Origin of the sequence: Janthinobacterium sp. GW458P, from assembly GCF_002127585.1 — a bacterium.
Classification (GTDB): domain Bacteria; phylum Pseudomonadota; class Gammaproteobacteria; order Burkholderiales; family Burkholderiaceae_D; genus Janthinobacterium.
In genome coordinates this window covers 39,751-64,038 of sequence record NZ_NEGZ01000001.1, presented here as the reverse complement: position 1 = coordinate 64,038, position 24,288 = coordinate 39,751, and the positions used below count along the sequence as shown (strand labels likewise).

At 64.5% G+C, this 24,288-nt stretch carries 24 protein-coding genes; 9 read left to right on the top strand and 15 right to left on the bottom strand.

Features of this window, described 5'->3' with window-relative positions; all coding sequences use genetic code 11:
• Positions 1 to 184: 184 nt before the first annotated feature.
• The 5 genes from CBW50_RS00290 to CBW50_RS00270 form a co-directional block, all read right to left on the bottom strand.
• On the bottom strand, positions 185 to 751 hold the full coding sequence (locus CBW50_RS00290) for a carboxymuconolactone decarboxylase family protein (RefSeq protein ID WP_086143652.1): 567 nt from the start codon (positions 749 to 751) through the stop codon (positions 185 to 187).
• The gene (locus CBW50_RS00285) at positions 751 to 1,599 is read right to left on the bottom strand and encodes a fumarylacetoacetate hydrolase family protein (protein WP_086143651.1); all 849 of its coding nucleotides are present in this window, start codon (positions 1,597 to 1,599) and stop codon (positions 751 to 753) included. The genes CBW50_RS00290 and CBW50_RS00285 overlap by 1 nt, the downstream gene beginning before the upstream one ends.
• Before the next feature lie 118 nt (positions 1,600 to 1,717).
• Positions 1,718 to 3,442, bottom strand: a complete 1,725-nt coding sequence (locus CBW50_RS00280) for a serine hydrolase (RefSeq protein ID WP_172404638.1) — start codon at positions 3,440 to 3,442, stop codon at positions 1,718 to 1,720.
• 177 nt (positions 3,443 to 3,619) lie between these two features.
• Positions 3,620 to 4,906, bottom strand: coding sequence for a nitrate/nitrite transporter (locus tag CBW50_RS00275; RefSeq protein ID WP_172404637.1), 1,287 nt, complete (start codon positions 4,904 to 4,906; stop codon positions 3,620 to 3,622).
• A 2-nt stretch (positions 4,907 to 4,908) separates the two neighbouring features.
• The gene (locus CBW50_RS00270; RefSeq protein ID WP_086143648.1) at positions 4,909 to 6,264 is read right to left on the bottom strand and encodes a KamA family radical SAM protein; all 1,356 of its coding nucleotides are present in this window, start codon (positions 6,262 to 6,264) and stop codon (positions 4,909 to 4,911) included.
• Positions 6,265 to 6,555: 291 nt separating this feature from the next.
• Between CBW50_RS00270 and CBW50_RS00265 the strand changes: the two genes are divergently transcribed.
• Positions 6,556 to 7,014: a cache domain-containing protein gene (locus tag CBW50_RS00265; protein ID WP_034780434.1), complete on the top strand. Its 459-nt coding sequence runs from the start codon at positions 6,556 to 6,558 to the stop codon at positions 7,012 to 7,014.
• Between the two features lie 84 nt (positions 7,015 to 7,098).
• Positions 7,099 to 8,799 carry a methyl-accepting chemotaxis protein gene (locus CBW50_RS00260; RefSeq protein ID WP_086143647.1) on the top strand — a complete coding sequence of 567 codons (1,701 nt, stop codon included), beginning with the start codon at positions 7,099 to 7,101 and terminating at the stop codon, positions 8,797 to 8,799.
• A 175-nt stretch (positions 8,800 to 8,974) separates the two neighbouring features.
• Here the strand turns inward: CBW50_RS00260 and CBW50_RS00255 are convergent, their stop codons facing one another.
• Positions 8,975 to 9,538: a DNA-3-methyladenine glycosylase gene (locus tag CBW50_RS00255; protein ID WP_086143646.1), complete on the bottom strand. Its 564-nt coding sequence runs from the start codon at positions 9,536 to 9,538 to the stop codon at positions 8,975 to 8,977.
• 273 nt (positions 9,539 to 9,811) lie between these two features.
• On the opposite strand from CBW50_RS00255, the gene CBW50_RS00250 reads away from it, so the two are divergent.
• Together CBW50_RS00250 and CBW50_RS00245 are read left to right on the top strand one after the other, a co-directional pair.
• Entirely contained in the window at positions 9,812 to 10,678 is an 867-nt protein-coding gene (locus tag CBW50_RS00250; protein ID WP_086143968.1) for an HDOD domain-containing protein, read from the top strand.
• Between the two features lie 98 nt (positions 10,679 to 10,776).
• Positions 10,777 to 11,985: a hypothetical protein gene (locus CBW50_RS00245; protein WP_086143645.1), complete on the top strand. Its 1,209-nt coding sequence runs from the start codon at positions 10,777 to 10,779 to the stop codon at positions 11,983 to 11,985.
• Positions 11,986 to 12,000: 15 nt separating this feature from the next.
• On the opposite strand, the gene CBW50_RS00240 is transcribed toward CBW50_RS00245, so the two are convergent.
• Both CBW50_RS00240 and CBW50_RS00235 read right to left on the bottom strand, forming a co-directional pair.
• Positions 12,001 to 12,513, bottom strand: coding sequence for a DNA-deoxyinosine glycosylase (locus tag CBW50_RS00240; protein WP_086143644.1), 513 nt, complete (start codon positions 12,511 to 12,513; stop codon positions 12,001 to 12,003).
• 65 nt (positions 12,514 to 12,578) lie between these two features.
• Positions 12,579 to 13,457: a hypothetical protein gene (locus tag CBW50_RS00235; RefSeq protein WP_139842362.1), complete on the bottom strand. Its 879-nt coding sequence runs from the start codon at positions 13,455 to 13,457 to the stop codon at positions 12,579 to 12,581.
• Positions 13,458 to 13,603: 146 nt separating this feature from the next.
• Between CBW50_RS00235 and CBW50_RS00230 the strand changes: the two genes are divergently transcribed.
• Both CBW50_RS00230 and CBW50_RS00225 read left to right on the top strand, forming a co-directional pair.
• A complete protein-coding gene (locus CBW50_RS00230) occupies positions 13,604 to 14,032 on the top strand; it encodes a DUF962 domain-containing protein (RefSeq protein WP_086143642.1) in 429 nt (142 codons plus the stop codon).
• A 141-nt stretch (positions 14,033 to 14,173) separates the two neighbouring features.
• Entirely contained in the window at positions 14,174 to 14,623 is a 450-nt protein-coding gene (locus tag CBW50_RS00225; RefSeq protein WP_046684332.1) for a glycine zipper 2TM domain-containing protein, read from the top strand.
• Positions 14,624 to 14,644: 21 nt separating this feature from the next.
• Here CBW50_RS00225 and CBW50_RS30145 read toward each other — a convergent pair whose 3' ends face one another.
• On the bottom strand, positions 14,645 to 14,776 hold the full coding sequence (locus CBW50_RS30145; protein ID WP_264296469.1) for a hypothetical protein: 132 nt from the start codon (positions 14,774 to 14,776) through the stop codon (positions 14,645 to 14,647).
• Between the two features lie 182 nt (positions 14,777 to 14,958).
• Between CBW50_RS30145 and CBW50_RS00220 the strand changes: the two genes are divergently transcribed.
• From CBW50_RS00220 to CBW50_RS00210, 3 genes are all read left to right on the top strand, one after another.
• Positions 14,959 to 15,912, top strand: a complete 954-nt coding sequence (locus CBW50_RS00220; RefSeq protein WP_086143641.1) for an EamA family transporter — start codon at positions 14,959 to 14,961, stop codon at positions 15,910 to 15,912.
• Entirely contained in the window at positions 15,909 to 16,415 is a 507-nt protein-coding gene (locus tag CBW50_RS00215; protein ID WP_086143640.1) for a GNAT family N-acetyltransferase, read from the top strand. The genes CBW50_RS00220 and CBW50_RS00215 overlap by 4 nt, the downstream gene beginning before the upstream one ends.
• Positions 16,416 to 17,004: 589 nt before the next feature.
• Positions 17,005 to 17,184: a hypothetical protein gene (locus CBW50_RS00210; RefSeq protein ID WP_034746290.1), complete on the top strand. Its 180-nt coding sequence runs from the start codon at positions 17,005 to 17,007 to the stop codon at positions 17,182 to 17,184.
• 5 nt (positions 17,185 to 17,189) lie between these two features.
• Here the strand turns inward: CBW50_RS00210 and CBW50_RS00205 are convergent, their stop codons facing one another.
• From CBW50_RS00205 to hutH, 6 genes are all read right to left on the bottom strand, one after another.
• The gene (locus CBW50_RS00205) at positions 17,190 to 18,623 is read right to left on the bottom strand and encodes a glycine betaine ABC transporter substrate-binding protein (protein WP_086143967.1); all 1,434 of its coding nucleotides are present in this window, start codon (positions 18,621 to 18,623) and stop codon (positions 17,190 to 17,192) included.
• A gap of 89 nt (positions 18,624 to 18,712) precedes the next feature.
• Complete coding sequence (hutI, locus tag CBW50_RS00200) at positions 18,713 to 19,939, bottom strand: imidazolonepropionase (RefSeq protein WP_086143639.1); 1,227 nt, start codon at positions 19,937 to 19,939, stop codon at positions 18,713 to 18,715.
• A 12-nt stretch (positions 19,940 to 19,951) separates the two neighbouring features.
• Positions 19,952 to 20,527 carry a HutD family protein gene (locus CBW50_RS00195; protein WP_086143638.1) on the bottom strand — a complete coding sequence of 192 codons (576 nt, stop codon included), beginning with the start codon at positions 20,525 to 20,527 and terminating at the stop codon, positions 19,952 to 19,954.
• Positions 20,527 to 21,903, bottom strand: coding sequence for a formimidoylglutamate deiminase (locus tag CBW50_RS00190; RefSeq protein ID WP_086143637.1), 1,377 nt, complete (start codon positions 21,901 to 21,903; stop codon positions 20,527 to 20,529). The genes CBW50_RS00195 and CBW50_RS00190 overlap by 1 nt, the downstream gene beginning before the upstream one ends.
• Complete coding sequence (gene hutG, locus CBW50_RS00185) at positions 21,888 to 22,691, bottom strand: N-formylglutamate deformylase (RefSeq protein ID WP_086143636.1); 804 nt, start codon at positions 22,689 to 22,691, stop codon at positions 21,888 to 21,890. Before hutG ends, CBW50_RS00190 begins: the two co-directional genes overlap by 16 nt.
• Before the next feature lie 20 nt (positions 22,692 to 22,711).
• A complete protein-coding gene (gene hutH / locus CBW50_RS00180; protein ID WP_086143635.1) occupies positions 22,712 to 24,271 on the bottom strand; it encodes a histidine ammonia-lyase in 1,560 nt (519 codons plus the stop codon).
• Between the last annotated feature and the right edge of the window lie 17 nt (positions 24,272 to 24,288).

The following is a 24,288-nucleotide window of genomic DNA, read 5'->3' as shown; positions in this document are numbered from 1 at the left end:
TGTCCATCTTTACCCGAAGAACGCCTCTAAGTAATCCTCAGGAAATTATTGTGAATTTATGAAGAACAGAACCGGATGCTATGCAAGGCGCCCGCTGCTAGCAGCGGGCAAGCCTCGTCGGCCACCTTGCAGAGCGCCGGTTATGGAAGTCAGAAATCACAATAATTTATTGGGGGTTACTGCATCAGGCCGGCAGTGGCGGCACGCCCAAGGCCGGCACGGCCGTCTGCGCGCCATTCATTACCATGGCTAAAAATGTGTAATAGCCATTGATACCCATCAAGTCGACCACGCCCTGCTCGCCGAACAGCGCCAGCGCGCGCGCGTACGTGGCGTCGCTGACCCGCTTGTTCTGCTGCAACTCGATACAGAAGTCATGCACGGCTCGCTCGTCGTCTTGCAGGGCCGCGGGCGGGCGCCGCTGCGCGATGGCGTCCACGGCCGCCTGCGCGATGCCGTTCTGCACGGCCAGCGGCGCGTGGATGGCCCACTCGACCTGCTGGTCCCACTGGCGCGCCGTCACCAGGATGGCCAGCTCCGACAGCCGCGTGCCGATGGCGCTGCGGTAACGCAAATACTCGCCCATGCGCTGCGCCGCTTCCATCAGCTCGGGACTGCGGATCAGCGGCACGAAAGGGCCGTACAAGGCCCCGCGCGGGCCGTCGATGATGGCTTGCGCGGCCGCGCGCTGCTGCGCATCGAGCTGCGCCAAAGGCAGCGGCGGCAGCCGGTCGATAGCAAAACCGGCCATCAGGCGGTCCAGGCGACGACGTCCTGCTGCTGCTCGCCCAGGCCGGCGATGCCCAGGCGCAGGCTGTCGCCTTTCTTCAGGAAGCGCTGCGGCTTGCGGCCCTGGCCCACGCCCGGCGGCGTGCCAGTGGCGATGATGTCGCCCGGTTCCAGGGTCATGAATTGCGACAGATAGCTGACGATCTGCGCCACGGTGAAAATCATGGTTTGCGTATTGCCTGTCTGCATGCGCTTGCCGTTGACTTCCAGGTACAGGTCCAGGTCCTGCTCGTCGATGACTTCATCGCGCGTCACCAGCCACGGGCCGACGGGTCCGAAAGTGTCGCAGCCCTTGCCCTTGTCCCACTGGCCGCCCCGCTCCAGCTGGAACGAGCGCTCGGAAATATCGTTGACGACGCAGTAGCCTGCCACGTATTTCAGCGCATCGTCTTCGCTCACGTATTGCGCGCGCGTGCCGATGACCACGCCCAGCTCCACTTCCCAGTCCGTCTTTTTCGAGCCTTTCGGCAGCACGACATTGTCGTCCGGGCCATTCAGGCAGCTGATTGCCTTCATGAAAACGATGGGTTCGGCCGGAACCGGCATGCCTGCCTCGGCGGCGTGATCCGCATAATTGAGGCCGATGCCGATGAATTTGCCGACCTTGGCCAGCGGCACGCCGAAGCGCGGATTGCCGCGCACCAGGGGCAGGGTCTGCTCATCAATCCTGGCCAGCTTGCGCAGGGCCTTGTCGGACAGTTGCGCGCCGTCAATATCGGCAATCACGCCGGACAGGTCGCGCAGTTTGCCTTCTTCATCGATCAGGCCCGGTTTTTCCTTGCCTGGACGTCCATAACGAACGAGTTTCATAGTCTTCCTTGGAGTTGATCATTGCCGCTGTGCAGGCTGCCATTTTACCGGATGGCCCGGCGCGCCTGTAGCGGTCCATGAAAAACACGGGAATCGGGCCATGCATGCGCAGGAGCAATCAGGGCACGGCGGTGTTGCCGGCCGCGCCGGTGAGGGCCACTCGCGTAAAGGCTACCTCGTTCGCGCGGCTTTCCGTGACCGTGAATCCTGCGCAGGGCTTCGATGCCATGCACTGGAACGTCACCAGGCCAAATGGCCAGGGGCCAACGAAACGCTGCTTGCCGAACGGCGCCAGCGCGACGTCGCCACGCGCATAGCCCAGCACCACGCTGCCCTCCTTCGCCGTGACAGTGTAGAGCGCATGCAGTTCATCGCTGTAGTATTCGCCCAGCAAAGGCTGCAGTTCCTGGCCGGACAGCCGCGCGGGCGCAAGGCGCCTGGCGCGCACGGCGCGCGCATTACGCAGCCAGGTGCCGCTGCCGATGACGCCAGCCTCATCGGGCGCATCGAAACGGAAGCTGGCGTTGCTCAGCTTGACGAAGAACTCGCGCTCGCTCGCCGGGTAGAACTGCATCTTCTCGTCGCCTGCCGTCCAGCCGAACAACTGGCCTTGTTCCCTGGCAAATGTGATCGCCGAACCGTTTTCCAGCGCATAGGTGCCGAGCAAGGCGTCCAGGCGGGCGGGAGCAAGCGACACCTGCACGCCGTCCGAATAGTCGGGAACAGGTTTCGGCAGGGGTTCGAGCTGGCCAGCGAGATAAATGTCGGCTATGCGCTGGCCGAGCCGGCCAGCCTGCACGTCGGCGCCGTTGGCGGCGACGATGATCGTCAGCCGCTGCTGGGGAAAGTAGGCCAGATAGCTGCGGAAGCCGGCATCCGCGCCGCTGTGATCGATGCTTTTCAGGCCGCGGTAAGTGCCGACCTCGACACCGCCGCCATAGGCGGTGGGCGTGCCATCGTTAAAGGTGGCCGATGTTTGCATCTGAGCAAGCAAGGCAGGGCCGCCGACGCGGGCATCGTCGAAATTGTTTGCCCACAGTAGCAGGTCCTCCGCAGTCGTCAACAGGTTGCTGGGACCGACCGTGGAGTACGACAGGGCGACGCTGGCGTAGCCGCCCGCCGGTGCCGGCTGGTAGGACCGCGCGCGGCGCGCGACCAGGGTCCCATATTGCTCATGGAAAACGGTATGCCGCATGCCGAGCGGCTCGAAGATGCGTTCCCGCGCAAACGCGGCCAGCGGCTTGCCCGCCACGTTCCTGACGATGGCCGCCAGCAGCGTGTAGCCGGTGTTGTTGTAGGCGAAATCGCTGCCGGGCGCAAAATTGAGGGCGCGCTGGCGGCGCACCAGGCGCATCACGTCCTCGTCCGTGATGACATCGTCCATGCGCCATCCAGCCATCGCCAGCAGATTCCACTGGTCGCGCAGGCCGCTCGTGTGACTCAGCAGGTGACGGATGCGTATCGTCTGGCCGAATTCCGGCAGCTCAGGCACGTACTTGCGCACGTCGTCGTCCAGCGACAGCTTGCCCTCCTGCGCCAGCAGCAGGATGGCGAACGCGGTGAACTGCTTCGACAGCGAAGCGACGTGGATGGGCGTAAACGAGGTGATCGCGCGGCCCTGCTCGATGTCGGCCATGCCGAAATTGCCCCGGTAGCTAATCTGGCCATCCTGCACGACTAGCACCGCCGCGCCCGGGGAATCGGGCCGGTTCCATGCTGCAAACAGGGCGTCCACCAGCTGTCCCCGGGCGGCATCCTGCGCAGCCGAAGGCGCCACAGGGTTGGCCTGGGCAGGCGGCTGCAGCGCCAGCAAAACGAGCGCGAGGTAATAAAGTGCCTTCATGTCTTTAATTTCCCTACGGAAATGGCTGATGACTGGAATTGTATAATATTTAATTGTCATAAAAATACAAAATCAGCTAGCTGACCGGCAGCCAGCGGCATCGCACCTCGCGCATGGCGCATTCTTATTGCCAGCACAGGCCTTGCCTTGCCGGTTGACGGACACGATCGAGCCCGACTAATCATCCTTGGCGTTGATCATTGCCGCCGTGCCGGCCCCGATCTTGCAGGTAGCCCCGGCACGCTTGCGCTGGCGCATGAAATACATCGCCAGACCCGGCAGTTGCAGCGCCACGAGCACGCCAAACGCCGCCTGGTAGGCCTGCGGCGGATACTGCTGCGAGCTGTTCAGGGGCCAGCAGCCGAGGATCAGGCCAAAGCCCGCCTGCACCAGGAAGGCGCCCGTAAAAATGAGCAAGTTCAGGCAGGTGGCCGCCCTGCCCGTCAGGCTGGCCGGCATGCTTTGCGCGACGATCGCATACTCGAGGCCCGTCACCGTACCCAGCAGGGTAAACAGCACGGACAGCATGGGCAGGCCGGGCACGACGTTGCACGCCATCGCCACTTGCACGGCAATAAACAGGGCGATGCCCACGGCCGCCAGTTGCATGGGGGCCATGCCGCGCCGGCCCGCCCATTCTGTCAGCATGCCCATGCCGATGGCGCCAAAAATGACGGCCGCCATCCCCAGGTACAGCAGAAACGCCACGTTATGCTCGGACAGGCCGTCCACGTCGGCCAGCCAGCGCCCTATCCACAAGCCCTGCACGCCAAAAAACACCGTATGCGGCAGCAGGATCAGCGCGATGGTGCGGCGAAAGGCCGCGTCGCGATAGACACCCCATACGCTGGCCTTGTTCACGGCAGCGGCCGGCACTGGCATGGCCGGCGACAGCAGGCGGATCAGCACGCCGATGGCCAGCGCGGCCAGCGCCAGGCCCAGGAACACCCCGCGCCAGTCCGTGTAGTGCAGGGCCAGCCTGACGGGCATGGTGGCGGTGGCCGCGCCCAGGCCGCCGACGGCGATCAGGTAGCCGTGCACGGAAGGCAGGCGCGACGGCGCGACGGCGCACGAGACCGCCTTCACGGCGGCCATGAAACAGCCGCCGAGCCCGGCGCCCATCACGGCGCGCGCCCACATCAGCTCGGCAAAACTGTGGCCCCGGCTGAACAGCCACACGCCCAGCGCCGCCAGCGCCATCAGCCACACTTGCACGGCGCGGGGACCGTAACGGTCGAGCGCCATGCCGACTGGCAATTGCACGCACGCAAAAGCGAGGAAGAAGGCGCTGGTCAGCAAGCCCAGCTGCGCTGGCGTCAGGGCGATGGAGGCCAGCAATTCCGCCGTCAGCACGGCATTGACGCCACGCAACAAACACGACAGGTAATGCCCGAGCGCAAACGGCAGGAAGACCAGGCAGAACACGGCCACGCCGGAGCGGGCTGGTGCGCCGGCGCCACGCATGTTCAGGCAGCCTGCGCCAGGCGGATGACTTTATGCGGCAGTTGCGGCACGGGCTCATCCGTTTCGAAGAAGAATTTTTCCTGGCCGAACGCGGGTTTCAGATGATCCATCCACGTCGCTTCCGCATCGAACTGTGCATAAAACGGCCGGCGCACCCAGTCCGGGTTGCGCGCCTGCAAGAACTGCAGGGCGAACAGCTTTTCGCCATGGATGGTGACGACGCCATCGATGACGACCTTGCCGGGAAACGCGCTCATCGATGGTCCCCGCACCGTGCGCGACAGGCCCGACACCTTCTGGTAGGCGGCCTGGAAAATTTCATGCGCGCGGGCCAGCGGCAACTCGAAATAGCCGCGCGGGCCCGTGTCCCGTTCGACAAACATATAGTAAGGAATCGCCCCCAGGCGCGTGCCCGTCTGCCACAGCTCGGCCCAGCTGTTCGGGTCTTCATTGATGTGACGGATCAGCGGCCCCTGCATGCGCAGGGTGGCGCCCGTGGACACGATGCGCTTGACGGCTTGCTGCGCGATGTCCTGGCGCAACTCGACGGCATGGCTGTAATGGCCCATCACGGCCAGGTTCTTGCCCGCCTTGACGATGCGCTCGAACAGCCGCATCAAGTCGTCCGCATCGCGGTCGGAGACGAAACGCTGCGGCCAATACGCCACCGCCTTGGTGCCGATGCGAATGTTCTGGATGTGCTCGAGGCCCGGCGCCAGCAGCGGTTCCAGGTAGGCGGCCAGTTGCCGCGTATTCATGATCATCGGGTCGCCGCCCGTGATCAGCACGTCCGTCACCTCCGGATGCAGTCTCAGGTAAGCGGCCAGCTCGTGCGATTCGCGCGCATCGAACTTCATGTCGTCCATGCCGACGAACTGGGGCCAGCGGAAGCAGAAGGTGCAGTACGCGTGGCAGGTCTGGCCGGCGCTGGGAAAAAACAGCACCGTTTGCGCATATTTGTGCTGCAGGCCGCGCACGGGCGCGTCGTTGACCCGGGGCACGTTATGCGTCATCTGCCCGGCCGGATGGGGATTCATGCCCAGGCGCAAGCCATGCACATAGGCGTCGATGGCGGCCTTGTCCTGTTTGCGCAGTACCAGGTCGCGCAAATGCGCGTACTGCTCGGGCGGCAGCATGTCGCGGTGGGGAAAGACGAGGCGGTAGATGGGATCGTCAGGAATATTGTTCCAGTCGATCAATTGATCGAGCACATATTCATTGGTGCGAAATGGCAACACGTGCGAGACCACTTGCACGGCTTCGCGCAGCTCTTGCGGCAGCCATTCCCACTGCCGCGCCTGTTGTATGGTTTGCCGGGTGTACGGCTTGAACTTGGGTGAAGACGGTTCGGTGATCAATGCGGACACGGTCGGCTCCTTGCCAGTAAATAGCGATAACGTCCATGAAATCAGCCAAAAACCGGCCAATTCCACCCTGTTTCTTGCCATGCAGTCAGACCCTGGCATGCTGTGAAAGTCATCATAATTCTTGCCAGAAGGAACCAAATTGCCACATATCAACAAGCTTGCCGATAGGCAGAGAGATGCAATTCGGCAAGACCTTAGTTTGTTCCATCGCAATTTGATGGAAGCGGCGCCGACGTAAATTACGACTTGGCAACACTTCCCTCGATTTCACAAGGAGCTGTCATGAAACGCTTATTCACGGGTAGCCTGCTGTGCCTGGCATTTGCCGGCGGCAGCGTCAGTGCCGCGGTCGAACCGACGGAGAAAGACGCCATCGCCATGGCGGAACGGGGCGCCGCCTTCATGAAGGCGCATGGCAAGGAAGAAATGATGAAGAAAATCACGGCGAAAGACCCGGACTTCGTGCAGGGTTCGCTGTACGTGGACATGCGCGACATCAAGACAGGCATCGTGCTGGCCCACCCCATCAACCCTTCCATCGTGGGCAAGGATTTGACGGACGTGCCTGACGCGAATGGCAAGAAATATCGCCGGGAAATCATTGAGCTGGCGCAAAAGCAAGGCAAGGGCTGGGTCGACTACCAGTACAAGAATCCCACCAGCGGCAAGATCGAGCCGAAGACCACGTATATCTTGCGCGTCAACGATGTGGTGCTGGAAGCGGGCATCTACAAGAAATAAGGCTGTCCCGGCGCAGGCGCGGCGGGCGGCGCGAGCCGGCCTGCCGCTGGGCGCCGTTTGCTCAGCCATAGCCAGGAGTCAAGCATGCTCAATCAACTACGCCTCGGTCCAAAATTACTGCTGGCGCCCGCGCTGGTCTTGCTGCTGCTGATACTCAGTTCAAGCGGCGCCTGGTATGGCATGGTGCGGCAAAATGCCTCGCTGGAAAACATGGTGCGGGTGCGCATCGCCCATCTGAAGGCCGCCGCCGACGTACTTGGCGAGGCCAGGCATGTGCACGGCAATATGTACCAGTTGCTGTCGTGGACCAATGGCAGCTTTGCGAAAGCCCGCATCGATGCGTTGGAACAACAGATCAAGGCGCGCCACACCGCCATCGGCACCCAGCTGGCCGCGCTGCGGGGCACGGCCACGGGCGCCGAGCGCAGCTTGCTCGACACGGCCATCAAGGCCCTGGCCGGGTACCGCAAGGCGGTGCTGGAAACCATGGAAATGGCGCAGATGGACCAGTCGATCGCCACCAACTCCATGCTCAAGGCGGAAACCCAGTTCATCCAGTTCAATGCGCAGCTGGCGCAACTGTCCGCCCTGGAAACGACGCTCAGCAGCCAGGCCCATGCGACGGCCAGCGCGGAGTTCCGCAGCCTGGGCTGGAGCCTGCTGCTGACGGTGCTGCTGTCGATTCTCGTCTCCATCGTGGTGACCATGCTGGTGCGCCGCGCCATGCTGGCGGAAATCCGCGGCATCGCCGACGCCGTGCAAGACCTGGCCGCCGGCAAGCTGACCGCCGGCGCGCCCCGGCAGGGCAACGATGAAATCGCCGACACGTCGCGCGTGCTGGACCAGGCCATCGCGCAGTTGAACCAGACCTTGCGCACCATCATGGACGCCGTGCAATCGATCGACACGGCATCGCGCGAAATTGCCACGGGTAACCTCGATTTGTCGGCACGCACGGAAATGCAGGCGAGCTCGCTGGAAGAAACGTCGAGCGCCATGGAAACCTTGACCATAGCCGTCAACGACAATGCCGGCAATGCCCAGCTGGCCTGCGACCTGGCGGCACAGGCATCGAGCCTGGCCGTGCAAGGGGGCACGGCGATGCAGCAGGCAGTGGCGACGATGGCGACGATACGGGCCAATTCGCGCCAGATCGTGGATATTATCGGCGTGATCGACGGCATTTCCTTTCAGACCAATATCCTCGCGCTGAACGCCGCGGTGGAAGCGGCGCGCGCGGGCGAGCAGGGCCGCGGCTTTGCCGTGGTGGCGTCCGAAGTACGCACGCTGGCGCAGCGCTCGGCGCAAGCCGCCAGGGAAATCAAGACCCTGATCGCCACGTCCGTCAGCACCATCGACGGCGGCAGCGTGGCCGTGCAGCAGGCAGGCGAGCGCATGGGCGCCATCGTGGCCTCGGTACAGCAAGTCAACGACATCATCCAGAGCGTCAAACAGGCCAGCGCCGAGCAGGCGTCCGGCATCACGGAAGTGAACCAGGCCGTCACGCAGATGGATGACGTCACCCAGCAAAACGCGGCCCTGGTGGAGCAGGCGGCGGCAGCCGCCGCCAGTTTGCAGGACCAGGCCGTCAAATTGTCGGCGGCAGTCAGCGTCTTTACCCTGGATTCAGCCACGCCGGCGGCGCGCGCCGGCGCGGACGAGGACGCCTTTCAAGACCCCGCCAGGACGCCCGTCCAGGAACGGCGCGCGCTGCACAGCCCGCTACGCGGCAGGCCACACAACAATGCGCCAGGTAACGCCTCCCGCCGCCAACGCGGTGTTTAATGCCAGCATCCAGCCGCAGGCACGTACCGGCACACTCAAGAACGCCTAACAAAACCGTAGCGAGCGGCAGTGATTTGTGGCGGAGAAGCGCAGCTGTGCTGAAGCACGGGGCCGCCGAGGCAGCGAGCATCACAGGCCGCAAAGCGCGACGCGCAGCAGGTTTGCTTAGGTGTTTCTAGATCGGCTTGCTCAGATAGGGCGAGCCGGCCAGCGCGAAGCGCCACGGCGTGTCCATCGCCCTGGAAATGCCGATGCGCGGGCCCGCCTGTACCGTAACATCTTCCTCGCGGGCCAGCAGCATGAAGGGCGGCGCATCGAGCGCCAGGCGGTTCTGCAAATGGCTCACACCGAGCGCCTGGCACACCTTGCCCGGCCCTGAACACAGCTGCCGCGCCGGCTCCACGCCGCGCCGTTCGCGCATGGTGTCGAGGCCCGCCAGCGGCTCGATGGCGCGGATCAGCACGCCCGCGCCATGGCCCGCTTCGCGGCAGACAAAATTCAGGCACCAGTGGATGCCGTACGAACGGTAGACATAGGCGTGCGCGGGCGGACCGAACATGGCCGCATTGCGCGGCGTCAAGCCGCCATATGTATGCGAAGCGGGGTCCAGCCGGTCATACGCTTCCGTTTCCACGATGCGCCCGCCCACGCCGTCGACCAGCACGGTCACGCCGATCAGCTGGCGCGCCACGCTGCAGGAATCGTCGATAAAATCGATACCGGCCAGGATTTTTTTCATCCGGCAATTGTACCGCCGCACCTCCCGCCGCACGCCTTGCCTGCCTTGAAAACAAATACAACTTAATATTTTGATCATCACTTCCCAAATAAGCATCGTCGTAAAATGATGAAAATCGCGGTTGAAGCAGGTTAAAACGGGGATTTTTTCCAGAATAGTTTGCAGAGACGAACTATTGCTGTGCATAAACAGCGATAATCGTCGGGCACTGCGCCGAACGCCCACGAGGCCGGCAGCGGCAGCGCGACAGAATAACCACCATGTAGGGCAATGATGATGAGAGCGGCAGCGCAAAAGCAGGTAGTGCAGGAAGATCCGGTTGACGCCCTGATGCGTTCCATCCGTATTCCGCCGCGTCCCAGCCTGCTGGTCGACTTGCAGCGCGAATTGGCCGAGGAAGACCCTTCTCCGCGGCGGATTGCGCGCATTATCGCCGACGATGTGGGCATGTCGGGCGCCCTGCTGAAACTGGCGAATTCGCCGTTCTATGGCGCCGCGCGCAAGGCCAAGTCGGTTGAGCAAGGCATCAACTTCCTCGGCATCAACCAGTGCAGCGCCATGATGACAGGCTTGCTGGCGCGCCAGGCGCTGGAAGCGGAAGGCGTGGAACTGACCAATTTCTGGGATGTGTCGGCCAAGCGCGCGCGCGCCCTGGTATTTACCTCGCGCAAGCTGCGCATCGCCCCGCCCGACATCGCCCATACCTTCGGCCTGTTCTGCGATATCGGCGTGCCCCTCTTGATGAACCGCTTCCCCGACTACGTCAACACGTACGCGGCGGCGGCCAACGATGCGCACAACTGTTTTACCCGCCTGGAAGACGCGCGCCACCAGACCAACCACGCGGCCATCGGCTGCTTGCTGGCACGCAACTGGGGCCTGTCCTCCGATGTCTCGTGGGCGATCTTGCATCACCACGACTACACGGTGCTGGCCGACCCGTCCACGGACGACGCCATCCGCTCGCTCGTCGCCCTGTCGCTGCTGGCCGAAAAGGGCATTCAGCGCTACCATGGCAACAGTACTTCGCTGGAATGGGACAAGGGCGGCGAACTTGCCTGCCAGCATCTTGGCCTGTCGCAGGAAGAAGCGGCCGACCTGCTCGACGAATTGCACGAGATGTTCGATACCGACCATTGATGTGCGGGGCCAGGCCCCCTGTATCATTCCCCCGGCGCGAGGCAAGCCGCCTCGCCGCCCGTTCGCCTGACTTTTACCCTGATAACTAATTGACCGCCATGCCCAAAAATAAGCGCCCTGTCCCCCGCAAATCCGCCAACACCCCTGAAGACAAGGATGAAGCCGTCACGCGCATGCTGTGCACGATGGCCCTGAACCTGGCGGAACAGGAAGACAGCGAATCGCAGGGCACGGTACTGGCCGAGCAGGCCGTCGAGTTCGGCCGCATCATCCGCAAGGCCTTGAATCAAAAGAAGGATGAAGTGCTGTACGACGCCATCGAGCGTTCCAAGTACGAGGATGTGGGCGCCTACCAGTACCTGCGCAGCCATATCGAGGAAGCGGCGTCCATTTCCGTGATCCGCCGCGAAAATGCCCCGGCCATGGAAATCAACGCCTTCGTCGTGCCCCTGCTGGTGCAAAGCACGGGCGGCCTGCGGGAAACGGACAGTTTCCAGGACCAGGACGCGTTCGAAGCGCTGGTAAAAAGTTTCCAACAGGCACAATTGGAAAGCGCCAAGGCCAAGGTGGTCCTGATGAACCATGCCTACGACCTCGATGAAATCGACCGCATCACCTACAGCCACCTGCACGACATGGTGCGCGACGCCTATGCCTCGATGACGGACAAGAAGATCGCCGCCACGCCGGGCCTGGAACGCAGCATCGTCGGCTGGAGCGAGACGGCCTTCGGCCCGCAGGACACGGCCGTCGAACTGCGCTTCCTGCTGGGCTTTGCGCTGAAGCGCGTGGACGACCCGTTCTATCTGGAACCGCAGGATGAAGCGGCGCTCGACGCCTGGTTCGACGCCCGCATGGCGCGCTACCAGCAGTGGACGACGGAAGTGGGCGACCTGGTGAAACGCTGCCTGGCGCCGGCCGGCAGCGCCCTGGAAGTGAGCTTCCTTTACCAGGATCTGTTCCATGGCGGCAAGGAACAGGGCATGAGCGAGTATGCGATGCTGCAAATGATGTCCGGCATCAACCATGCGCTGGCGGAAAACAAGGTCGATGCGGGCGACGTTTCCGTCGTCGTCGGCCCGGCCGACGAGCACGGTGAAATGTTGTTGCGCGTCAATGTCAGCACGGCGGGCGGCGCACTGCTGCACAGCGCCGACAAGCCGCTGGACCTGGCCGCCGACCTGCAGGAAGAAGTCGACGATATCTGCGACGCGCTGGCCACCATCGGCGTGACGCAACTGTCCGTGGCCCTGAAATTCGATGCCAAGGGGCAACCGCTGGAAGTGCAGGCCTACGCGCCGGCGTAAGGACCGGCAACACGATCAGCGCGCGGCCGGCTCCGCTAGGCCGCGCAGCGACAGCCACGCCTGCAATTTCTGCGCATACGCCAGGGTGTAGGCCGGGCTGCTCGAAGGCAAGCTGACGATGCGGTAGCGCTGCGCATGGTCGCCCAGCACCTTGACGCCCAGCTTCGCCGCCGTGCCGCCATTGAAGGCGATCGTCTGCAGCCGCGGCAGGCTGGCGGCCAGGGCCACCAGGTCGTTGTCGTCTCGGAAGCGGATATTGCTGTCGAGGCTGCCCGTGCGCTGTGCCTGCGCCACCACGTCCCACAGGCCCACGCCATGCGCCAGCAAGCTGGCCAGACGCTCTTCATAGGGCAGGCTCTTCAAATCCACGCCCAGCACCTCGCCCAGCAGCGTCCAGAACTTGTTTTGCGGATGGGCATAGTACTGGCTGTGCGCCAGCGATTTTTCACCGGGCAAGCTGCCCAATATCAACAAGCGCGTGCCGGCGTCGACGACGGGGTCGAAACAGCGCTTGCGGGTGTCCGGCATGGCCGGTTCAGCAGACAATAAGCGGGGCAAAAGAGCATCCTGCGGGAGTGGGGCCAGCGTCTATTTTACTGGGGCCACCGCACGGGCACGGACAGGATGCCCTTGTCATCCCACACCAGCACCTGCGCCGTATAAAACCGGCCTTCCGGCACGACGGACTCGCCGACGCCATTGACATGGTATTGGTAGCCCGCACCATAGCGCTGCGCCACTATCGCGCGCGCCTGCCGGGCCGTCTCGCCCTGCAAGGCCGCCAGCCCGACGACGACGCCGCAGGCACCAAGGATCAGCCCGGCAATGGCGGGTATGCGCAGATCGGGCCGCCGGTATCCCCTGGCATCGCAGGCGGCCATGACGGCAGGCATGCCCAACTGCCGGCAGACGTAGTGTATGAGCCACAGCAAGAGCACGGTTTCCAGCACCAGCCAGCCATGACGCACGGGCGCCAGCTTGAACTGCGTCAAGGTCAGGGACAGCGGCTGCATGAACAGGGAATCGAGCACCAGCACGGTGGGCACCACCGAGAAAACCGCCAGCCAGCGCAGCCATCTCGCCGCGCGCAGGTTGCCGCGCAACAAGAATATGCCAAAAATCAATAATTCGATACCGCCAACGAAATAATTCCAGCTATCGGCCAGCACGATGTCAAACCAGGCACTCACTCTCAACACGACCCATGTGAACAGCAGCGCATAGCCCGCGGACCGCAAGTGGGGCTTGGCCGCATCCTGGAGTGCGGCGGCGGCGGGATCGAGCGGCTGGTCCTGCGGCCGCGCCGCCCACTGGCGCTGCTGTGCTTCCAGGTCATCCTGCTGGCGCTGGGCAATTTCCGCTTCGATGCGCTGGCGCCGCGCCGCATCGGCTCCGTCGGCGCCGGACAGGGCTTGCTGCAGGGACGCCATGGAATAGCGCTGGTAATCTGGATGGCGGTCTGGCGATGTCACGGATGCCTTTGCAATGCACGGAAATATTTCCAACAGGAAATAATAGCGCAAAAATACCATTTCGACAACTCGCCACGACATGCCGCGTGGGGCAACGGGTGTTCCGGTGTAAAATTTCCAACAAGAACAACACGCGGGAGACGCCCATGCGCACCATCGACACCCTGCTGGCCCGGTATGGCGAAAGCCACCGCAACCACGTCAATGAGCGGGTGCACATCGTGTGCGTGCCGCTGATCGTTTTCAGCCTGCTGGGCTTGCTGTGGAGCGTGCATGCCAGCGTGGCGCTGCTCGGCAGTATTCTGGCCTTATACTACTATTACAAGCTGTCGCGGCCGTTTGCGGCGGGCATGCTGCTCATGCTGGCCGCCATGCTGGGCCTGCTGCTGGCCATGCCGGCGCTGACCATCCTGCCCGTGTCGCTGGGCGTGTTCGTGCTGGCGTGGATAGGCCAGTTCATCGGCCATCAGATCGAAGGCAAGAAACCGTCCTTCCTCGACGATATGCGCTTCCTGCTGATCGGCCCGCTGTTCGTGCTGGCGTTTCTGTACCGCCGCCTGCGTCTGGCGTATTGAGCGGCAGGTGGTCCCGCGGGACCGGTAACAGTTTTTTACTATTCGCAACTAGTTATCTTAAGCAAGTGTCCTTATGATAAGTAAGTCCAACTTGCCGGTCGACGTAATCGGCAGACCAACTTTTGTCCAAGGGAGTTCCATATGAAAGCACCAATTATTGCAGTGGCATTGCTGGCCACCCTGGCCGGCTGCGCCGTACAACCGAACTCGGCGAATGTGTACAACGCGCGCCAGGCGCAAAATGAGCAGTCGGTTCGCATGGGCACGGTTGAATCCGTGCGCCAGGTCACCATCGACAAGGGCGAAACGGGCACGGGCGTGCTGGCTGGCGCGGCGCTGGGCGGCGTGGCCGGCTCGGCAGTCGGCGGCGGCAAGGGCGCCATCGCGGCCAGCATCCTCGGCGCGGTCGCCGGCGGCATGGCCGGCAAGAGCATCGAAGCGAATGCCTCGAACAAGCCCGGCCTGGAAATCACCGTGCGCCTGGACAATGGCGACATGCGCGCCATCGTGCAGGACGCGGACGAGCTGTTCCGCCCGGGCGAGCGCGTGCGCCTGCTGTCGGATGGCCGCAAGACCCGCGTCACGCACTGACGGGATCGCCGGCGCATGCGCTCAGCCGAAGGCGCCGGCAGCCATCAGCAAGGCCGACGGTGCCATGCCGTCATGCAGCCAGATGGCAACCCAGGTTGCCACGACGACATACACAAGCACGCTCCATATTTTGATCTGCAGTGAGGCTGGCATGGCGGTCTCCGTTCAAAGATGCAATTCAGAAAATATTTACTTGATATTAATATAAATATTTTCAGAAATTCAACATTCTCCAGAAGCACTGCGCTGGCTCAATGCGGCGTGTCTCCTGACGCTGCATCGAGCAAGCTCGACCAAGACTCGCCATCCCCGCGCGATGTCCGTATACTTGCGCGATGTCCTCTCCTCTCCTGTTCATCATTGCCTGCCTGATCTGGGGCTCCACCTTCTGGGCCATCACCTTGCAGCTGGGCGACGTCGCTCCCGCCGTCTCCGTCGTCTACCGCTTCGGCCTCGCTTCCGCCACCCTGTTCGCCTGGTGCGCGCTGCGCGGCGACCGCCTGCGCCTGCCCTGGCGCGCGCAACAATGGATGCTGCTGCAAGGCCTGGCCTCGTTCGCCCTCAGCTATGTGTGCACCTACAGTTCCGAGCAATACCTGGTCTCGGCCCTCGTCAGCGTGCTGTTCGCGCTGATGGTGTTCTGGACGCCCTTGCTCAACCGCATCGCTTTCGGCACGCCCATCACCTGGAGCACCTGCTGCGCGGCCTTCGTCGCCATCTGCGGCATCGTGCTGCTGTTTTACCAGTCTATCGGCGCGGCCCTGCACGATATTTTCGGCGGCGGCAATGGCGGCAATGGCCATTTCCTGCTCGGTTTTATCCTGGCCCTGGTCGCCACCATTTCCAGCACCTGCGGCAACGCCCTCGTCATGAAGGTGCGCGAGCAGTCCGGCAACGTGATGCTGACCATGGCCTGGACCATGCTGTGGGGCACGCTCATGGTGGCCGCCTGGGCCATCGTCACGGGCCAGTCCTGGCAATTGCCCGCGCGCCCCAGTTACTGGATGGGCTTGCTGTACCTGGCCATCTTCGGCTCGGTAATCGCCTTCAGCGCGTATTTCACGCTGATCGCCCGCATCGGCACGCAAAAGACCGTATATATCGGCGTCGTCACGCCCGTCATTTCCGTGCTGCTGTCAATGCAGTTCGAACATTACCGGCCCGCCCCCATCGAATGGGTGGGCATGGTGCTGTGCCTGTCCAGCGTCGCCTGGGCCCTGACGTCGGGCGCGCGCAAGACGAGTAGCATTGCTTCCCTTTCCACCACTCCATCGACAAAGGCAACATGAGCACTTCTTCCTCCCTCGCCATCCGTCCCGCGGCCGCATCCGACGTGGCCGCCATCTTCGGCATGATCCATGAACTGGCCGTATTTGAAAAACTCGAACACATGATGATCGCCAAAGAGTCGATGCTGCACGACAGCCTGTTCGGCCCGCACCCCGCGTGCGAAGCGCTGGTGGGCGAGGAAAACGGCGAGGTGGTGACGTTCGCCCTGTTCTTCCACAACTTTTCCACCTTCCTGTGCCGCAAGGGCCTGTACCTGGAAGACCTGTACGTGAAGCAGTCGGCGCGCGGCAAGGGCTATGGCAAGCAGATGCTCGTGGCGCTGGCGCAACTGGCCGTCGAGCGCGATTGCGGCCGCTTCGAATGGTCGGTGCTGGACTGGAATGACAACGCGATCAACTTCTACAAGGGCATGGGCGCGGACGTGATGCCGGACTGGCGCATCTGCCGGGTCGCGGGCGATGCCTTGACGCAATTGTCGGCAGGCACGCCGAAAGCGGCCTGATTGGAATTGTAGCGAAGGTCTGACAATGCAAGTTCCCAAAAAAATCCCCGCGGGCTAGCGGCACCGCGGGGTGAACCCATTGTCAAGTGGGAGGGGGAGAATGCAATCAACGGTTATCAATATAAACGCTACGACTGGTCACCGCGCGGACCTTTACATTTGCTTACCGGGCCTTACATTTCCCTTAAATCCGCCAGCCACGGTCCATGGCAGGCAGTGATTATTTCCGTGGTTCAATCAATGTGCCATGCAGGCCTATGTGTTGTTGCGCAACACCGTCACCACCCTGCGATTTTTTATGGATTTGGTACACTGTCAAGCAAGCGATGCAGCCAGCAAGGAAGGCGGAAATGAGCATGCGACAATCTCCTGGATGGGGTCCGCTGCGGCAAGGACCGGTATGGGGGTCTGCGCATAACAGACAACTTATGCTTGCAGGGAAGATTCAGTGTGGCATCTCCAGCCCATCGGGCCTTGCGGAAGATCAAACGCGCCACATTGGCCGCAGGAGGGCGTTTGATGCGACGCAAAGTGGCGGCATTGTGCGCACACAAAATGAACGAATTGTTATGACTCTGGGAGCCACATCATGAATGTCTCTGCCAAACCGCTGGTCATGAAAATCTACCGCGCCTACCTGCGTTCCCGATTGGAACGCTACACGCGCGACTTGCAAGCCATCGCCGAACAGCGCGAAAACGACTTCCAGGCCGAACGCATCCTGCACCAGGCCGTCGTCTCGGTGCGCTCGAAACTGCACTCGCTGTGACGCGTTCAGCGCTGGCCGGCCACGGCCCAGCGCTCCACCAGCTCGAACAGGCCTTGCGTCAGCAGGGCCAGCACGGCTGCGGGGATGGCGCCGGCCAGCAGCATGTCGTTGTCGTTCAGGGCCAGGCCGATGGTGATGCGTTCGCCGTAGCCGCCCGCGCCGATGAAGGCGGCGATGGTGGCCGTGCCCACGCTCATCACGGCCGCCGTTTTCACGCCCGCCAGCATGACGGGCAAGGCCAGCGGCAAGTCCACGTGCAGCAGGCGGTCGCGCCGGCTCAGGCCCAGCGCCAGCGCAGCCATGCGCAAGCCTTGCGGCACCTGCAAGATGCCCGTGCACGTGTTGCGCACGATGGGCAGCAAGGCGTAGACGAACAGGGCCGCCAGGGCCGGCACGGTGCCTATCATGCCCAGCACGGGGATCAATATCGCCAGCAGGGCCAGCGACGGCACCGTCTGCAGCACGCCGACCAGCGCCAGCACCGTTTGCCGCAGCGGCGCCGAAAACGCCGCCAGCACGCCCAGCGGAATGCCGATCAGGCACGCCAGCGCCACCGACAGCAGCACCAGGGTCACATGCTGGCGCGTCAGGGTCCACAGGTCGTCGCCGAGGAGTTTGGCCAGCAGCTTGCTGCGCCCGGCGGCGGGCGCCGGTTTATGCGCCTGCATGCCGGACGCCAGCCACTGCCGCGCCACGCCGGCAAAGCTCTTGCCATCGATTTCCACGGCCGCATTCATGGCGATCATGTCGGCCTCGCTGATGCGTCCCTGCAGCGCCTGCAAGGCTTGCCAGGCGGCGGGAAAGCGCCGCGGCACGTCGAGCCGGTACAGCAGCATGGCATCGTAGCGGGGGAAATACTGCCGCGTGTCGGCCAGCACGCGCAAGCCGTACCGGCCGATCTTCGCGTCCGTCGAATAGATGTCGATCACATCCACCTGGCGCTGCGCCAGCGCCTCATAGGCGATGCCGTGATCGAGGCCGCGCGGGCGCTGCGGCAAGCCATAGCGCGCGGCCAGGCCCGGCCAGCCATCGAGCCTGCCGATGAATTCATGCGACAGGCCGAATGTCAGGGCCGGGTGCTGGGCCAGCTGTCCCAGCTGCGTCACCGAAGCATCATCGCCGCGCATGGCCAGCGCATAGGTATTGTTAAAGCCCAGCGGCACGCCCACGCCCAGGCCCAGCGGCGCCAGCTCGCGCCGCATCTGCGCCAAGTCGATGGCTTGGTCGTGCTTGAGGATTTCGCTGGCGATGGTGCCCATGTATTCGGCATACACGTCAATGCTGCCCGCCTGCAGCGCGGCCAGCACGATGGCCGTGTTGCCCAGGCCCTGGCGGTGCTGCGTCCTGGCGTGCGGCGCGGCGCTCTGCTTGATGATTTCGCCGAGAATATACGATTCCGTGAAGCGCTTCGAACCCACCTTCAGGGTGCCGCCATCCATGGCATGCGCGGGCGCGGCGGCGAAGACCAGCAACAACGGCAGGTAAAACAGCAAATAAGCAGCACGCACGCGGCGCTCCGGACGGATGATCAATCCGCCAAGCTTACCACCGGCGCGCGCCAGACACCGCCATGCACCACGCCCGCGCACGGGTTCAGGCCCAGCGCATACGCCAGGTCCGCCGGGCGCGCGATGCGCCACAGGGCGAAATCGGCGCGCTTGCCCACTGCCAGGCTGCCCGTTACATGCTGCAAACCGAGCGCGCGCGCCGCGTGGCACGTGACACCGGCCAGCGCTTCCTGCGGCGTCAAGCGCCACAGCGTGCACGCCATGTTCATTGCCAGCAGCAAGGACGTCAGGGGCGAGGTGCCAGGGTTGCAATCGGTGGACACGGCCATCGGCACGCCGGCCGCGCGCAAGGCCGCGACCGGCGGCGGCTGCGTCTCGCGCAGAAAATAATACGCGCCCGGCAGCAGCACGGCCACCGTGCCATGCTGCGCCATGGCGGCGACGCCCTCCTGCGACAAAAATTCCAGGTGGTCGGCCGACAGGCCGCCGTAGCGGGCGACCAGCGCCGCGCCGCGCAGGTCCGACAGCTGCTCCGCATGCAGCTTGACGGGCAGGCCCAGCGCCTGCGCCGCGTCAAACATGCGCTGCGTTTGCGCCGGCGTAAAGCCGATGCGCTCGCAAAACGCGTCGACGGCGTCAACCAGGCCATCGCCGGCCAGCTTGGGCAGCATCTGCGCGCACAGCTGGTCGATATACGCATCGGCCTGGCCCGCGTATTCGGGCGGCAGCGCATGCGCGCCGAGAAACGTGGTGCGCACAGTGACCGGAAGCTGTTTCCCTATCCTGCGCGCCACGCGCAGCATCTTCGCCTCGCTGTCCGCCTCCAGGCCGTAGCCGGACTTGATCTCCACGGTGGTCACGCCCTCGGCCAGCAGCGCCAGCACGCGGGGCAGGCTTTGCCGCAGCAGTTCGTCGTCGCTGGCCGCGCGCGTGGCGCGCACGGTGGACATGATGCCGCCGCCGGCGCGGCTGATGTCTTCATAGCTGGCGCCATTCAGGCGCGCCTCGAATTCGTCGCTGCGGTTGCCCGCGTGGACGATGTGCGTATGGCAGTCGATCAGGCCCGGCGTCAGCCAGCAGCCCTGGCCGTCAATCAGCACCGCGCCGCTGGCCGGCAGCTCGTCGCCGGGGCCGAACCAGGCGATGCGGCCGTCCTTGACGGCGATGGCCGCGTCCAGCAGCTCGCCGTAGCCGTGCTCCATGGTGGCCAGGTGGATGTTGTGGATGACCAGATCCCAGTCTTGCATGGTGTGCCCCTCTCAGGTGAACAGGTCGACGCTCAGCACGGCCGAGCGCTGCAAGGCTTCCAGCCGCCATTCCTGCGCATCGTCCGCATCGAGCAGCAGCGCGTCATGGCGGGCCAGCGCGAACTGCTGGCCGCCTCCGCGCGCCAGCACGGCGCCATCGCCGGCGACAAACAGCAGGGTCGTCGCGCTGCGCCGCGCCAGCTTGGCGGGCGCCGTGATTTTTTCCAGCTGGTGGCGGCAGCGGTCGCGCCGCGTCATCACATTGAAATCCGTCGTCGGCCCCCTGACCTGCGCCACGACGGCCGCTTCGCCGGGAAACCACAGCATCGGTTGCGCCGCGCTCAAGGTTACCTTGCGCGCGCCGTCGAGCGTCAGCTGCACGCTGTCGCCATCGACCAGCATCAGGCTGCGGTCGATGCCGGGAAAGCTGGAAAACGGCCCGCTGGCCGTGATGGTCGCCAGGCTGATGCGCCAGTCAAATTCCATCAGGCCGGCAGCGGGCGGGGAAATGGCGATTTCCATCGTGCTGCCGCCGCCATTCTTCCACGGCGCGGCGCGCAGGCATTCGTGGGGGATGAAGGTCGCCATCAGAGCGCCCTCAGTTGCGCCAGGGTGCGCCGGTAGGCCGCCGCAATGGCGTCCTGCGCCACGTGTCGCCCGCCGCGCACCTGCCACTGGCCGCCGCACAGGACGTCGCGCACCAGGTTGTCGTTGCCGCAGAAGAGAAAACTGCCCAGCACATCGGCGATGGCCACGCCGCACAGATTGACGTGCGCAGCGTCGAGCACCAGCAGGTCGGCGCGGCAGCCCGGCGCCAGCGCACCGAGCTTGCGCCCGGACGCCTGCGCGCCGCCCCGCAAGGCCGCCTGCCACAGGTAGTCGCCCACATGGCGTGCATCGGGCGCGGCGGCGACATTGCGCTGCTGGCGCTGCAGACGCTGGCCATATTCGAGCCAGCGCAATTCTTCCACCGGCGACTGCGACACATGGCTGTCGCTGCCGACGCCGAAGCGCCCGCCGGCGGCGATGAATTCGGCCAGCGGGAACAGGCCGTCGCCCAGGTTCGCCTCCGTCGTCGGACACAGGCCCGCCACGGCGCCGCTGGCGGCGATCCGCGCCACCTCGTCGGGCTGCACGTGCGTCGCGTGCACCAGGCACCAGCGCGCATCGACCTCGACCTGATCGCACAAATACTGCACCGGGCGCCGGCCGCTGTAGTCCAGACACTGGCGCACCTCGCCCTGCTGCTCGGCGATGTGGATGTGGATCGGGCGGCCCGCGGGCAGCGCCGACGCCACCTGTTTGATCTGCGTCACACTGGCCGCGCGCAGCGAGTGGGGCGCGAAACCCACTTCCACCTGCCCGCCGCGCTGCGGCGCCAGCGCCTCGATGATGCGCAGCACGTCGTCCGCACCGGTGCGAAAGCGCGCCTGCTGCGCTGTCAACGGCTGTTCCCCGAAGCCCGCATGGCTGTACAGCACGGGCAGCATGGTCATGCCGACGCCGCTGTGGCGCGCCGCCGCCAGCACCCGCTCGGCCGTCTCGGCGGGACGCGCATACAGGGCGCCTGCCGCATCGCGCTGCAGGTAGTGGAATTCGCACACGGACGTGTAGCCGTGGCGCAGGCATTCGGCAAACAGCTGCGCGGCGATGGCCTCCATCTGCTCCGGCGTGATGTGACGCGCGAAACGGTACATCAGCTCGCGCCAGGTCCAGAAGCTGTCAGGGCCGTCACCTGCAATCTCCGTCATGCCGCCCAGCGCCCGCTGGAAGGCGTGCGAATGCAGGTTGACCATGCCGGGCAAGACATATTCGGCCACTTCCGCGCCGGCGGGCGGCGTGGCGCCTTCCTCGACGCGCGTCAAATCGCCGGCCGCATCCCATTCCAGCAGCACGTCGCGGCGCCAGCCTTGCGGCAGCAGCGCATGACGCGCGAACAGACAGGTACTCAATGCGCCACCCATGCCACGGCCGCTTCCATCATCCGGCGCAGCAGCGGCTGCACCTGGGCGGCCAGGTCGGGCCGGTAGCCGAACGGCGCCGATTCGTCCATGCCAGGTTCATTCATGTACAGGCACTGGCACATCTCGAGCTGGATCGCATGCACGCGGCTTTGCGGCTGGCCGTAATGGCGCGTGATGTGGCCGCCCTTGAAGCGGCCGTTCAGCGCCACGGTGAATTGTTCCTGCGCGCGCGCCACGTCCACCACGGCGGACGTCAGGCCGCTATCGCAGCTGGCCCCATCTGCCGTGCCGAAGTTCAGGTCGGGCAGCTTGCCGTCAAAGAAGCGCGGCACGCGCGAGGCGATGGAATGGGCGTCCCACAGCACCACGGCGCCATGCACGCGCAGCAGGCGGTCCAGTTCCGCGCGCAGCTGCCGGTGGTACGGCGCCCAGTAGCGCTGCAGGCGGCGCCGCACGTCGGCCGCATCGGGCTCCTTGCCGGCCAGGTACAGCGGCTCGCGGTGGAAGGTATCGCCGGGCAGCAAGCCCGTCGTATCCTGGCCCGGATACAGATTCGTGTCTTCCTGCGGGCGATTCAGGTCGATGGTGTAGCGCGACCAGCGCGCCGACAGCACGGACGCATCCATCTCCTGCAAAAAGCCGTACAGCTCGCGCAAATGCCAGTCCGTGTCGGCCTTGACCAAGGCCTGCGGCGTCATGCGCGCGGCGATATCGTCCGGTATGTCGGTGCCCACGTGGGGCATCGACACGAGCAGCGGGATGCTGCCCTCATTAAAGCGGAAATCCATGCCTGTCTCCTTGCGCCCGCTCAAGCGTACAGCGGGGCGAACAAATTCTTGCAGGTGCTGCTCAATTCACCGTGCAGCACCATCTGCTTGGCCGCCTCGATATCGGGCGCGAAGAAGCGGTCGGCGTCGAAGAACGGCACCTTCTGCCGCAACTGGTGGTGCACGTGTTCCAGGTGCGGCGAGGTTTTCAGCGGACGGTGGAAATCGATGCCCTGCGCGGCGGCCAGCAGCTCGATGCCGACGATGACGGCCGTGTTGTGCGCCATGTCGTCCAGGCGGCGCCCGGCGAACGTGGCCATGCTCACGTGGTCTTCCTGGTTGGCGGACGTCGGCAGGCTGTCGACGCTGGCCGGGTGCGCCAGCGACTTGTTTTCCGAGGCCAGCGCGGCCGCCGTCACGTGGGCGATCATGAAGCCGGAATTGACGCCCGGGTCGCGCACGAGGAAGGGCGGCAGGCCCGAGAGCGTGGCGTCGATCAGCAGCGCGATGCGGCGCTCGGCCAGGGCGCCGATTTCGGCGATCGCCAGCGCCAGGGTGTCGGCGGCAAACGCGACAGGCTCGGCATGGAAATTGCCGCCAGAGACGATCTCCGCCTGGCCGTTGGGACCATCCTGGAAGATCAGCGGGTTGTCCGTGACGGCATTGGCCTCGATCAGCAGGGTACGGCCCACATTGCCGATCAAGTCCAGGCAAGCGCCCATGACTTGCGGCTGGCAGCGCAGGCTGTACGGGTCTTGCACGCGCTCGTCGCCTTCCAGGTGCGAGGCGCGGATGGCGCTGTTGGCCACCAGCTGGCGGTACATCTGCGCGGCCAGTATCTGCCCCGGCTGCCCGCGCACGGCGTGCACGCGCGCGTCAAACGGCGAATCGCTGCCCTTGGCCGCGTCGAGCGACAGCGCGCCCGTGACCATGGCCGCTTCCAGCAGGCGCTCGGCCATGAACAGGCCGTGCAGCGCCAGCGCGTTCGACACCTGCGTGCCGTTGATCAGGGCCAGGCCCTCTTTTGCCGCCAGCACGACGGGCGCGATGCCCGCCTGCGCCAGCGCCTCGGGCGCCGCCATCAGTTCGCCGTTGACGCGCACTTCGCCCACGCCCAGCATGGCCAGGGTCATGTGCGACAGGGGCGCCAGGTCGCCCGAGGCGCCGACGGAGCCCTTGGCGGGGATGGCCGGCATGATGCCCGCGTTGTACAGGGCGATCAGGGTATCGACGATCAGCGGCCGCACGCCGGAAAAGCCGCGCGCCAGGCTGCCGATCTTCATCAGCATGATCAGGCGCACGACGGCGTCCGACAGCAGTTCTCCCGTGCCGACGGAATGCGACAGGATCAGGTTGCGCTGCAATTGCTCCAGCTTTTCATCGGGAATGCGCGTCTTGGCGAGCAGGCCGAAGCCCGTGTTGATGCCGTAGGCCGCATCGCCCTTGGCGACGATGGCTTGCACGGCGGCGGCCGACGCCTCGATGACGGGATAGGCCTCGGCGGCGAGGATCAGTTTCGCGGGCGCGGCCCAGACGGCGCGCAGGTCGCCCAGGGTCATCGCGCCCGGCTTCAGGGTCCAACTTTTGGCATGCTGTGTCATAGTCATTCGAGTCTAGG